The organism is Nocardiopsis sp. CNS-639, assembly GCF_000381685.1.
Lineage (GTDB): Bacteria > Actinomycetota > Actinomycetes > Streptosporangiales > Streptosporangiaceae > Nocardiopsis > Nocardiopsis dassonvillei.
The window spans coordinates 279,483-291,737 of record NZ_KB906855.1 but is presented as its reverse complement, the minus strand read 5'-3'; the positions used below and the strand labels follow the sequence as shown (position 1 = coordinate 291,737).

Sequence of the window (12,255 nt, the reverse complement as noted above, 5' to 3'; positions counted from 1 at the left end):
GCTAGGTCTCGGGGGGCCGGGCGCGTCGGTCCCCGCTGGGACGCCTCCGGGCGTGTCCGCGGCGGGGCGCGCCGCCGACCGCCCTGACCAGGGGGGCGGTGGTGTCTTCGGCGCCCGGTGTCCGGTTAGAGTGCTGGCGGCGTCGGCGCAGCGGAGCGGCCGAGCGAGCGGTGAGGGAGTGTGCCATGTCCGGGATCGCCGGGAGACTGACGGCAGCGGTCGGCGCGGAGCAGGTGGTCACCGACCCCGCCGTCCTTGAGGGCTACTCCCACGACGAGGCCGAGTGGGCTCCCCACGGCAGCCCGGCCGCGCTCGTGCGCCCCCGCCACACCCAGGACGTGGCGGCCGCGGTGGCCGTGTGCGCGGAACTGGGCGTCCCCGTGGTCGGGCGCGGAGCCGGGACGGGGCTGTCGGGGGCGGCCAACGCCGTGGACGGCTGGGTCGTGGTCTCCTTCGAGCGGATGAACCGTGTCCTGGAGGTCGACCCCGTACAGCAGACCGCCACCGTGCAACCGGGCGTGGTCAACAACGACCTGCGCGAACGGGTGGCCCGGGACGGCCTGTGGTACCCGCCGGACCCGGCCTCCGCGCCCTGGTCGACCATCGGCGGCAACGTGGCCACCAACGCGGGCGGCCTGTGCTGCGTCAAGTACGGGGTCACCCGCGACTACGTGCTGGGCATGGAGGCGGTCGTGGGCTCGGGCGAGGTGGTGCGGCTGGGCCGGACCACCGCCAAGGGCGTGACCGGCTACGACCTGTGCGGGCTCATGGTGGGCTCGGAGGGGACGCTGGGCCTGGTCACCGAGGTGACGCTGCGGATGCGGCCGCTGCGCACCGGCACCGAGCACACCGTGGTGGGCTACTTCGACTCCCTGGTGGAGGCCGGCAGGGCCGTCGCGGCGGTCTCGGCGGCCGGGGTGGTGCCCTCGGCGATGGAGCTGATCGACCGGTTCTGCCTCCAGGCGGTGGACGAGTGGAAGAACATGGGCCTGTCCGCCGAGGGCGAGGTGCTGCTGCTGGCGCGCAGCGACCAGCCCGGGGCGGCGGGCGAGGAGGAGGCCGACCGCATCCTGGCGTGCTTCGAGGCGGAGGGCGCGGTCTACGCGGTGCGCTCCACCGATGAGGAGGAGGCCGAGGCACTGTTCGAGGCCCGCCGCCTGGCCTACCCGGCGCTGGAGCGGCTCGGCCCGCTGCTGACCGAGGACATGTGCCTGCCCAAGGTGAAGGTGCCGCTGATGCTGGAGCGCATCGAGGCGATCGGCAGGCGCTTCGACACCCGCATCGGCAACATCGCGCACGCCGGTGACGGCAACCTGCACCCGCTGTTCATCGTCCCGGCCGGTGACGAGGACGCCAAGAAGCGCGCGCAGGAGGCCTTCGAGGTGATCGTGGACGAGGCGATCGCCCTGGGCGGCACGGTCACCGGCGAGCACGGAGTGGGCCTGCTGAAGATGCGCGGCGCCGCCCGGGAGATGGGCCCGCACGTGCTCGCCATGCACCGGGCCGTCAAGGACGCCCTGGATCCGCGGGGCATCTTCAACCCGGGCAAGGTCTTCGCCGCGTCGTAGCCGACGGGGGCCGACCGCGTGGGGCCGGGCGGGCCGCGGACGGCGGGGTGCGGGGTCGTGAGAAGGGTGGAACCGGTCGGGGAGCGGGCGGCGTCTCAGTGGGCAGGAACCGCACCGCGCACGAGGAGACCCCCATGGAGACCACCACCGTCCTGGTTCTGGTGATCGCGGCCCTGGTGGTCGTCGGCGTGGTCGGAGCGGCGGTCGCGGGCTCGGCCTCCGAACGCCGCCGCTCCCGCGGCCTGACCCTGTGGGCCTCGCGTGAGGGGTGGCGCTACGACCGCGAGCGGCCCGAGCTGGTCGACCGGTTCGAGGGCGTCCCCTTCCTGGAACGGCGGTCCAACGCCCGGGCCAGGCACGTGCTGTGCGCCGAACTGCGCGGCCGCCGGGTCCTGGCCTACGAGTACGGTTACACCGCGCCCCATCCCCAGCAGCGCCACCGCACCGTCGCGCACGTGTACACCGTGGTGGCGGTGGCCCTGCCCGCGGGCGTGCCGCTGCTCCAGGTGGAGGAGGCGGACACCGGAGCCGGTGCGCCCCAGCCCCGTACCGGCGGCGCCCGCGCCTGGAGCACGGGTGAGGCCGCCTTCGACGAGCGGTTCGCCGTGGTGGCCGCTGACGGGGCCTTCGCGGCGACCGTCCTGGGGGAGCCGGTGCGGGAGTGGCTGCTGTCGCGGGAGGGCGTGTGCCCGTTCCGCTTCGGCGGCCGGTACCTGGTGGCCTGGGAGCGCGGAGCGCTGGAGACCGGCCGTGTCCGGGAGCGCGCCGACGCGGCGATCAGCCTGCTGGAGCGGGTTCCGGCCGGTGTCTGGGAGAGCGCGCAGGACACCCTGGGGTAGGCGTTCCTCACTCCTCGGGTGCGGTACCGGCGAACGCTGTGCGCAGGCGGCGCACCCCCTCGGTGATCTCGGCGGTCCCGGCCGCGCCTCCGTAACTGAGCCGCAGGTGCGGGGCGGTCGGCTCCGCCGGGAAGTAGGCCTGGCCTGCGGCCACCGCCACCCCGGCGCGCAGTGCCGCGGACACGAGCGCGGTCTCGTCGGTCTCACCGGGCAGCCGCAGCCACAGGTGGTGTCCGCCCGCGGGCAGGTGCGGCGCCGCCAGTTCCGGCAGTTCACGCGCCAGGGCCGCGGCCATGGCCGTGCGGCGCTCGCGCAGGCCCGCCGCCACCGCGCGCAGGTGGCGGCCCCACGCGGGCGAGCCGACCAGCTCCAGCACGGCCTCCTGCAGGGGGCGCGCCACGAAGAAGCTGTCCACCAGCTGGATCGCGCGCAGGCGCCGCGTCACCGGTCCCCGCGCGGCGATCGCACCCACGCGCAGGCTGGGCGAGGTCGCCTTGGTCAGCGATCGCACGTGCACCACGGTGCCGTCGGGGTCCTCGGCCGCCAGTGGGGGCGGCGGGGCTGCGGCGTCGGCGTGCGCCAGGTGGCGGGCGAAGTCGTCCTCCACCACGAAAGCGCCCGCGGCGCGCGCGATCCGCACCACCTCGCCCCGCCGGGCGGGGGCCAGGACCGTTCCGGTGGGGTTGTGGAAGAGCGGCTGGCACACCAGCACCCGGGCGCCGGTGGCCGCGAACGCCTCTTCCAACAGGTCGGTGCGGATCCCCTCGGCGTCCACCGGGACGGGGACGGGCCGCAGGCCCGCGGCACGCACGATGGCCAGCAGACCGGGGTAGGTGGGCGACTCCACCAGAACGGGCGCCCCCGGGTGGGCCAGGGCGCGCAGCGCGGTGGTCAGCGCGCTCTGCCCGCCCGCGGTGACCAGCACGTCGGCCGCGCCGACGGAGCCGCCGATCTGACGGGCGAACCAGCCGCGCAGCTCCTCCACTCCTTCCGCGGGCGGCCGCGCCCAGGCGCCCGGCCGCCGTCCCGCGCGGGCCAGTGCGGCGCCCATCGCCTGCTCGGGCTGGAGGTCGGGGTGCAGGTAGCCGCCGTTGAACACGACGACTCCCAGGTCGGGCGGGGTCAGGGTGGCCAGCACCCCGGAGGCGTCCACGGTGCGCGGGACCGGTTCGCCGGAGGCCGCCGCCGTCTCGGCGCTCAGCGCGACCTCCTGCCAGGAGGTGTCGCCGACCGCGCGCTCGGGGATGTTCCCGCCCGCCCGGAACGCCCCGGCGCCGGGCCGGGTGACCACCACACCCTCGGCGACCAGCGCCGCGACGGCCCTCGACACGGTCACCGGGCTCACGCCGTAGCGCTCCACCAGTGCCCGGCTCGACGGCAGCTTTTCTCCGGGGGAGTAGCGGTCGACCTCCCTGCGCAGAAAAGCGGTCAGTTCCCGCACACTGCTACGCTGTTTCATGAAGGTTAAAGATAGCGCTATCGCGCCGCGCGGAGTAGCGGTGCTCGGCGCGACACTGTGCGCCGCGCTCGGCGTCCTCGGGTTCTCGTTCACCCTTCCGGCCACCGCGTGGGCCCTGGAGGGCTTCGGTCCCTGGAGCGTGGCGGTGGTCCGGTGCGCGCTGGCCGCCGCGCTGGCGGGCTGCTGTCTCGCGGCGGTCCGCGCGCCGTTGCCCGACCGTGCCCACTGGCCGGGCATCGCCGTGGTCGCCCTGGGCTGCGTGGCGGCGTTCCCGCTGTTCAGCACGCTCGCCCTCCAGGTGTCCTCCACCTCCCACGCCGCTGTGGTGATCGGGCTGCTGCCGCTCACCACCGCCGTGTTCGCTCTGCGCCGCGGCCCGGTACGCCCCTCGCGCCGGTTCTGGGCGGCCGCGGTGTGCGGGGCCGCGGTCGTCGTCGCGTTCGCGCTGGTGCGCGGCGGCGGAACACCCGGCCCGGCCGACCTGTACCTCCTTGCGGCTCTGGTGCTGTGCGCCGCCGGGTACGCCGAGGGCGGTCGGCTGGCCGCGAGCATGCCGGGCTGGCAGGTGATCGCCTGGGCGCTGGTCGCCGCCGCGCCGCTGACCGTGCCCGCCGCTCTGTGGGCGCTGGCCGCCGAGCCGGTGGACGCCGCGCCGCGCGCGCTCGCGGGCATGGCCTACCTCGCCGCGGTGTCGCAGTTCGGCGCGTTCGTGGTCTGGTACCGGGGGATGGGTGTGATGGGGGTCGCCCGGGCCAGCCAACTCCAGCTCGCCCAACCGTTGTTGACCCTGGTGTGGGCGGTGCTGCTGGTGGGGGAGCCGCTGACCCCGGCCGCGCCCGCCACGGCCGTCGTCGTCCTCGTGTGCATCGCCGTCACCCAGAGATCGCGCGGCTGAGCACGCGGATGGGCGCCGGCCCGGCACGGCGTACGGCCTGGGGGGCTTCGCCGGTTCGACTCCGCGCGGACGGGTCCGGTTCGCGCGACCGATCCCCCGAACGTGGCGTGCGCCTCCCCGGCGGGGCGTGTGAGAGGACGGTCTGGGCGGGTAGGGGCGCCAACGCGGCACGCAGGGTGCCGGAAGAGTCCAGCTGAGGGGGCAGCCATGGCCGACACGCTCAACGGCCGTCGGGTCGCGATTCTGGCCGCGGACGGGGTCGAGCAGGTCGAACTCGTCACACCGCGCAAGGCGCTGAGCGAGGAGGGCGCCACCGTCGACCTGGTCTCGCTCAAGTCCGGGCGGATCCAGGCGATGAACGGCGACATCGAACCGGCGGACACCTTCGACGTGGACCGCGTGGTGTCCGAGGTCGGGGTGGACGACTACGACGCCCTGGTGGTCCCCGGCGGGACCGTCAACCCGGACAACCTGCGCTCGGACGAGAACGCGGTGGGGTTCGTGCGCGACTTCGTGGCCGCGGGCAAGCCCGTGGCCGCCATCTGCCACGGGCCGTGGATCCTGGTGGAGGCCGACGTGGTGCGGGGGCGCACGGTGACCTCCTACCCCAGCCTGCGCACCGACATCCGCAACGCGGGCGGGACCGTGGTGGAGGAGGAGGTGGTCACCGACCAGGGGATCACCACCAGCCGCAACCCCGACGACCTGCCCGCCTTCTGCGAGCGCATCGTCCGCGAGTTCGCCGCGAAGTAGGCGGCTGCCGCGAAGGCGGGAAAACGACGACGGGGCGGTGGGCGCCGGTCGGGCGCCCACCGCCCCGTCGTGTTCGGGCGCGGCTATCCCTCTTCGGGCTTCTCCGGGTGGCGGCGCAGGTGGACGATGGCCGCGATGAGCCCGCCCCACAACAGGATCATGGAAACGACCATCATGACGATCGCGCTGGTGGTCATCAGCGGTCCCCTTCCTTGGTCACGGCGTCCTCGGTGTCGGCGTCATCGCGGACCAGGGCGTCCGCGCGCTTCCAGGGGAAGAGCGAGACGACGATCCCGAAGACGATCACGCCGATGGCCAGGCCCCATCCGGCGGCCAGCAGGAACCCGGTCGAGTAGCCCCCGTAGTTCTCGGTCAGCTCCGTGCGCAGGCTGTCCCACATCATGAAGCCGAGCAGGATCGGGGTGACCACGCCCAGCGTGGCCTTCCACCACAGGCCGAGCCGGATCGAGGAGATCGCGTTGGTGTGCTCCTGGAACATCGGCAGCCTGCGCGCGATCCAGCCGAAGACCACGATCATGACGAGCCCGGCCAGCACGATGCCGTACTGGTTGATGAAGTGGTCGAACACGTCCAGGAAGTGCAGTCCCTCGGGCGTGGGGAAGAGCAGGATCGAGGCCAGCGCGGTGGCCCCGCCCACCAGCAGCACGGTCTGGACGCGGCCCAGGCCGGTGCGGTCCTGGACCGCGGAGATGATCACCTGGACGATGCTGATCAGCGAGGTCAGGCCCGCGATCACCAGGGAGCCGAAGAAGAGCACCCCGAACAGCGCGCCGCCGACGGGCAGGGTCGAGATGATCTGCGGGAAGGCGACGAAGGCCAGGCCGATGCCGTTGGCGGCGACGTCCTCGACCCCGGTGCCCGCGGCGGTGGCCATGAAGCCCAGGGCGGCGAACACGCCGATGCCCGCGAGCAGCTCGAAGGAGCTGTTGGCGAAGCCCGCCACCATCGCCGAGCCGGTCAGGTCGGCCTTGCGGCGCAGGTAGGAGGCGTAGGTGACCATGATGGCGAAGCCCACGGACAGGGAGAAGAAGATCTGCCCGTAGGCGGCGATCCAGACGCTGCCGTCGAGCATGGCGCCCCAGTCCGGCGTGAACAGGGCGTTCAGACCGGTCGCGGCCCCGTCCAGGGTGAGCGCCTGCACGACCAGGACCAGGAACAGCACCACCAGCAGCGGGATGAAGATCTTGTTGGCCTTCTCGATGCCGTTGCGCACGCCCAGCGCCAGGATGAGCAGGACCACGGCCCACACGCCCACGAGAGGCCAGGCCACACCCGCGACGTAGCCCGAGACCATGCCGGGCCCCTCGCTCGTCTGGAGGAAGTCCTCGAAGAAGAAGGCGTTGGGGTCGTCGCCCCACTGCTGTCCGATGGAGAACCACGCGAACCGGGCGGCCCAGGCCACGATCACGGCGTAGTAGACCGCGATGACGAAGCAGATGGCCACCTGCCACCAGCCGATGGCCTCGGCGGGCCGGGTGATGCGCCGGTAGGACAGCGGTGCGGAGGAGCGGTAGCGGTGCCCGATGCTGTACTCCAGGATCAGCAGCGGGATGCCAGCGGTGAGCAGGGCGATGAGGTAGGGCAGCATGAAGGCGCCGCCGCCGTTCTCGTAGGCGATGTAGGGGAATCGCCAGATGTTGCCCAGACCGATGGCGGAACCGATCGCCGCCATCAGGAAGCCCGCGCGCGATCCCCACTGCTCGCGAGTCTGTTGGACCATGTTCAGGTCTCCTAAATCATCCCGTAGTTCGCGATCCGCACGGTAGCAGGAGTTGGCCTGGTCAGCATTGTGGGGCGGGAAGCCTGGCCAGGGTGTCGCCTCACGGCGCTCCTTTCGTTTCCTTTTGTCCAGACTCGCACGATGGACGGAAACGACAAGGGGTGCTTACCGGAAACCTTCAGCCGCCCTTGCCCGCGCGCGTGGCGGCGACCACCGGGCGGAGCGCCCGTGACGGGGCCGACCGGTTTGCGGCGGGTGGGGGGCCGGGACCGCGACGATCGGCCGGGGTCCGCGGGTCGTGGCACGCGGACGCGCCCCGCCCCGGCGGACCCCGGCCGATCGTCGCGGGGTTCTACGCGCCGCGGTGGCGCGGGCGCGCGCGCAGGCGCGCGTTGGGCAGCTCGGGAGCCGGGAGGGGCGCTCCGTCGTCGGCCGCGATCGCGGCGAAGCGCCGTCCCTCCGCGTCGTCGGCGCCCTCCCGGTCGTCCTCCCAGGCGCGGCGGGCCCGCACGATCTCGTCGTGGTCGCGGCCGACGAAGTTCCACCACATGACCAGGTCCTCGGTGAAGGGCTCGCCGCCGATCACCAGCACGTGCGCGGTCTCCTCGGCCCGCAGTTCCACCTCCGTGCGCCCCTCGCCCGCGTAGAGCAGCGCACCGGCCTCGACGGTGTGGCCCAGGACCCGCACGGGCGCGTCCAGGGGCAGGACACCGTGTTCGAAGGACGCCTCCAGGGGCAGGCGCACCCGGGCCCCGGGTTCCAGCACGACCTCGGCGCCCATGAGCGGGGTGTGCACGCGGGCGGGGGAGCGGCGGCCGTCCACCTCTCCGGCGATCACCGTGACCCTGGCCCCCGGCGCGTCCGTGCCGGGCAGGTCGAAGGCGGGCAGGTCGGCGTGGTGTTCGAAGCGGGCCGGTCCCTCGCGGTCGTCCTCGGGCAGGGCGATCCACAGCTGGGCGCCGTGCAGCAGCGGCGGGGCGTCGGCGGGGGAGCGCTCGGAGTGGGCGATGCCGTGTCCGGCGGTCATGAGGTTGAGCTGGCCGGGGCGGACCAGCTGGTCCGAACCCAGGCCGTCCAGGTGGTGGACCGAGCCCCGGACCAGCCAGCTCACGGTCTGCAGGCCGATGTGGGGGTGCGGCGGCACCTGCATGCCGGGGCCGTCGGCGACGCCGGTGGGTCCGTAGACGTCGGCGAAGCACCACGCGCCGACCATGCGGCGGTTCTTCCCGGGCAGGGCTCGGCGGACCAGCATGGCGCGCGGGCCGCCGAGCGGGACCTCGCGCGGTTCGAGGAGTTCGGTGTCGCCGGAGGCGGCGGTGTCGGCGGGGGCGACCTCTCCGCCGCAGACGCGCTCTTCGGCGGGATGGGTGTCCAGATTGCTCACCCTGCCGAAGGTAGTCGAGGCGGCCCCGGTCCGGCACCTGTCGGGGAACGCGCACGGGGGCGTTTCGCGTCACCATCGCGGGTGGACGTGTTCGGCGGGGCGTGCGGATTCCCTGCGGAAAGGGCGGGCGCGCCCCCGTCGGGGCGGACCGCGCCGGTGCCGCTGCCGAAGAGCTGGTGGGTGTCGTCGGCGACGGCTCCGGGGCCCACGGTCCGCCTCGCGGGGACCGGTGTCGAAGCGCTTCGCGTCGTGGCAGGTCCGGGGCCCCTCTGGTGCGCGGGGGTGTTTTTGCCGTAGGCTGGAAAGCGCTTTCATACGGAAAGGTGGTAACAACCCATGGGTGATCACGTGCTGGGTGTCGCCATGAACGGCGTCACCGGACGCATGGGGTACAGGCAGCACCTGACCCGCTCTGTCCTGGCCATCCGGGAGGCGGGCGGCGTACGCCTGCCCGACGGCTCCCGGATCATTCCCGAGCCCGTCCTGGTCGGACGCTCCGAGCACAAGCTGCGCGAGATCGCCGAACGCCACGGAATCGAGCGCTGGTCCACCGACCTGGACGGTGTGCTCTCAGACGACGACATCACGGTCTACTTCGACTCGCAGATCACACACGCCCGCGAGGCCGCCGTGCGCGCGGCCATCGCCGCGGGCAAGCACGTCTACGTCGAGAAGCCCACCGCCAGCACGCTCAGCGCCGCCCTGGAGCTGGCCAAACTGGCCCGCGACGCGGGCGTGCGCAACGGCGTGGTCCAGGACAAGCTCTTCCTGCCCGGCCTGCTCAAACTGCGCAGACTGGTCGAGAGCGGCTTCTTCGGCCGGATCCTGTCGGTGCGCGGCGAGTTCGGCTACTGGGTCTTCGAGGGCGACTGGCAGCCCGCCCAGCGCCCCAGCTGGAACTACCGCGCCGAGGAGGGCGGCGGCATGGTGCTGGACATGTTCCCGCACTGGCACTACATCCTGGAGCACCTGTTCGGCCCGGTGCGCGCGGTCACCGCCAAGGTGGCCACCCACATCCCGCGCCGCTGGGACGAGGAGGGGCGGCCCTACGAGGCCACGGCCGACGACTCCGCCTACGGCATCTTCGACCTGGACGGCGGCGTCATCGCCCAGATCAACTCCTCCTGGAACGTGCGCGTGGCCCGCGACGAACTCGTGGAGTTCCAGGTCGACGGCACCCACGGCAGCGCCGTGGCGGGACTGCGCTCCTGCCGCGCCCAGCACCGCTCGGCCACGCCCAAGGCGGTCTGGAACCCCGACCTGGAGGACCTGGGGCGCTACCGGGAGCAGTGGGAGCCGGTGCCCGACAACACCGAGTTCCCCAACGGGTTCCGCGCCCAGTGGGAGGACTTCCTGCGCCACGTGGTCCTGGACACCCCCTTCCCGCACGACCTGCTCTCGGGCGCGCGCGGCCTCCAGATGGCCGAGGCCGGACTCCAGTCGGCGCGCACCGGCCGCACGATCGAACTGGACGAGGTCACCCTCGCATGAGCACACTCCTGCTACCCGCCGCCGACGGCACCGCCGCCCCCTACACCCTGAGCGGCACCCCCGTCGACGCCTCCCCGCTTCCCCCCGCCCGCTCGCGCAGGGCCTACGCGGCGGCCCACGTGGTCGCCGACCCCCTGGCGGCCAACGCCCCGGGCGCCCCGGCCCGCCTGGACTGGGAGGCCACCCTGGCCTTCCGCCACCACCTGTGGGACCAGGGCCTGGGCGTGGCCGACGCCATGGACACCGCCCAGCGCGGCATGGGCCTGGACTGGGCGGCCACCGCCGAGCTGATCCGCAGGTCGGGTGCGGAGGCCGCCGCGCGCGGCGCCGCCCTGGCCTGCGGGGTGGGCACCGACCAGCTCGACCTTTCGCAGGCCGATCTGGAAAGCGTTATCACCGCGTACGGTGAGCAGCTCGACGTCGTCCAGGGCGCCGGAGCCACCCCCATCCTCATGGCCTCGCGCGCCCTGGCCGCGGTCGCCTCGGGCCCCGACGACTACGCCAAGGTCTACGCCGACCTGCTGGGCCGGGCCGACCAGCCCGTCATCCTGCACTGGCTGGGCACTGCCTTCGACCCGGCCCTGGCCGGGTACTGGGGCTTCGCCGACCCGGCTGAGGCGATCGAGCCGGTGGCGGCCCTGATCGCCGAGCACGCGGCGAAGGTGGACGGCATCAAGGTCTCCCTGCTCGACGCCTCGCTGGAGGTGCGGCTGCGGCGGCTGCTGCCCGAGGGCGTGCGCCTGTACACAGGCGACGACTTCAACTACCCCGACCTCGTCCTGGGCGACGAGCAGGGCCACTCCGACGCCCTGCTGGGCGTCTTCGCCGCCATCGCCCCGGCCGCCGCCCGCGCGCTGGCCGCCCTGGACGAGGGCGACACCGCCCGGTACCGGGCCCTGATGGACCCCACGGTCCCGCTGGCCCGGCACCTGTTCACCGAGCCCACCTTCTACTACAAGACCGGCGTGGCCTTCCTGGCCTGGCTCAACGGCCACCAGAAGGGCTTCCACATGGTGGGCGGGCTGCACAGCGCCCGCGACCTGCCCCACCTGGCCCAGGCGGTGCGCCTGGCCGACGCCGCCGGGGCCCTGACCGACCCCGACCTGGCCGCGGCACGCATGCGGGCGCTCCTCCAGGTGTCAGGAGTCGACCAGTGAGCACCATCCCCGAGGGCGCCGCGGCGCCCCCCACGCCGACGGCCGCGCCCGCGGCCACCGTCGCGGCGGTCGTACCCGGAGCGGTGGACGTGCCCTCCGGGCAGCCCGCCGCGGTACCCACCCCCGAACCGGGCGACCCGCGCCTGGCACGGCTCTCGCTCAACCAGGCCACCGTCAAGTACTGGAACCTGACCCAGGCCGTGGACGGCTGCCTGCGCGCCGGACTGCCCGCCATCGGGACCTGGCGCGAGCCGGTCGCCGAGATGGGCCTGGCCAAGGCCGCCGCCCTGCTGCGCCGGGCCGGGCTGCGCGTGTCCTCGCACTGCCGAGGCGGCTTCCTCACCGGCCCGGACCGGGCCGCGGCGCTGGAGGACAACCGGCGCGCCGTCGACGAGGCCGCCGAACTCGGCGCACCCTGCCTGGTCATGGTCGTGGGCGGGATGCCCGACGGCGAGCGCGACCTGGTCGGCATCCGCGAACGGGTGGCGGACGGCATCGCCGAGCTGGCGCCCTACGCCCTGGAGCGGGGGGTACAGCTCGCGCTGGAGCCCCTGCACCCGATGTTCTGCGCCGACCGCGCCGTGCTCTCCACACTGGGACAGGCCCTGGACCTGGCCGAACGCTTCGACGCGGCCGCCGTCGGCGTGGTGGTGGACGCCTACCACGTGTGGTGGGACCCCCAGGTGTGGGAGCAGATCGCCCGCGCCGGGGCGGGCGGGCGCATCGCCTCCTTCCAGGCCTGCGACTGGGAGCTGCCCATCCCCGCCGACGCCCTGCTGGGGCGCGGCATGGTCGGCGACGGCCACGCCGACGTGCGCGCCCTGCGCCGCGCCGTGGACGCGGCCGGTTACGACGGCGACATCGAGGTGGAGATCTTCAACGAGCGGATCTGGTCGGCCGACGGCGACGACGTCATCGCCACCCTGGCCCGCCGCCACGTCCAGCACGTCCTGTGAGGCCCCCGGGGG

At 73.8% G+C, this 12,255-nt stretch carries 11 protein-coding genes; 7 read left to right on the top strand and 4 right to left on the bottom strand.

Annotated elements, in window-relative coordinates; translation table 11 throughout:
* The first annotated feature begins 185 nt into the window (after positions 1-185).
* Positions 186-1,568 (top strand): FAD-binding oxidoreductase, encoded by a 1,383-nt coding sequence (locus G011_RS0103890; protein ID WP_019607327.1) that lies wholly within the window; start codon positions 186-188, stop codon positions 1,566-1,568.
* A gap of 134 nt (positions 1,569-1,702) precedes the next feature.
* On the top strand, positions 1,703-2,407 hold the full coding sequence (locus G011_RS0103885) for a hypothetical protein (protein ID WP_026337995.1): 705 nt from the start codon (positions 1,703-1,705) through the stop codon (positions 2,405-2,407).
* 7 nt (positions 2,408-2,414) lie between these two features.
* Here G011_RS0103885 and G011_RS0103880 read toward each other — a convergent pair whose 3' ends face one another.
* Positions 2,415-3,866: a PLP-dependent aminotransferase family protein gene (locus tag G011_RS0103880; RefSeq protein ID WP_026337994.1), complete on the bottom strand. Its 1,452-nt coding sequence runs from the start codon at positions 3,864-3,866 to the stop codon at positions 2,415-2,417.
* 40 nt (positions 3,867-3,906) lie between these two features.
* Here G011_RS0103880 and G011_RS0103875 point away from each other — a divergent pair, with 40 nt between their 5' ends.
* Positions 3,907-4,761, top strand: coding sequence for a DMT family transporter (locus G011_RS0103875; protein ID WP_019607324.1), 855 nt, complete (start codon positions 3,907-3,909; stop codon positions 4,759-4,761).
* A gap of 207 nt (positions 4,762-4,968) precedes the next feature.
* Positions 4,969-5,514, top strand: coding sequence for a type 1 glutamine amidotransferase domain-containing protein (locus G011_RS0103870; protein WP_019607323.1), 546 nt, complete (start codon positions 4,969-4,971; stop codon positions 5,512-5,514).
* Positions 5,515-5,597: 83 nt separating this feature from the next.
* On the opposite strand, the gene G011_RS30895 is transcribed toward G011_RS0103870, so the two are convergent.
* From G011_RS30895 to G011_RS0103855, 3 genes are all read right to left on the bottom strand, one after another.
* Complete coding sequence (locus G011_RS30895) at positions 5,598-5,711, bottom strand: methionine/alanine import family NSS transporter small subunit (protein ID WP_019607322.1); 114 nt, start codon at positions 5,709-5,711, stop codon at positions 5,598-5,600.
* Positions 5,711-7,255 (bottom strand): sodium-dependent transporter, encoded by a 1,545-nt coding sequence (locus tag G011_RS0103860; protein WP_019607321.1) that lies wholly within the window; start codon positions 7,253-7,255, stop codon positions 5,711-5,713. Before G011_RS0103860 ends, G011_RS30895 begins: the two co-directional genes overlap by 1 nt.
* 352 nt (positions 7,256-7,607) lie before the next feature.
* Positions 7,608-8,639, bottom strand: a complete 1,032-nt coding sequence (locus G011_RS0103855; RefSeq protein WP_019607320.1) for a pirin family protein — start codon at positions 8,637-8,639, stop codon at positions 7,608-7,610.
* 336 nt (positions 8,640-8,975) lie between these two features.
* On the opposite strand from G011_RS0103855, the gene G011_RS0103850 reads away from it, so the two are divergent.
* From G011_RS0103850 to G011_RS0103840, 3 genes are read left to right on the top strand one after another with little or no spacing between them, the layout of a single operon-like run.
* Positions 8,976-10,130, top strand: coding sequence for a Gfo/Idh/MocA family protein (locus G011_RS0103850; RefSeq protein WP_019607319.1), 1,155 nt, complete (start codon positions 8,976-8,978; stop codon positions 10,128-10,130).
* Positions 10,127-11,287, top strand: a complete 1,161-nt coding sequence (locus G011_RS0103845; protein ID WP_019607318.1) for a dihydrodipicolinate synthase family protein — start codon at positions 10,127-10,129, stop codon at positions 11,285-11,287. Before G011_RS0103850 ends, G011_RS0103845 begins: the two co-directional genes overlap by 4 nt.
* Positions 11,284-12,243 carry a sugar phosphate isomerase/epimerase gene (locus G011_RS0103840; RefSeq protein ID WP_019607317.1) on the top strand — a complete coding sequence of 320 codons (960 nt, stop codon included), beginning with the start codon at positions 11,284-11,286 and terminating at the stop codon, positions 12,241-12,243. Before G011_RS0103845 ends, G011_RS0103840 begins: the two co-directional genes overlap by 4 nt.
* Positions 12,244-12,255 lie beyond the last annotated feature (12 nt).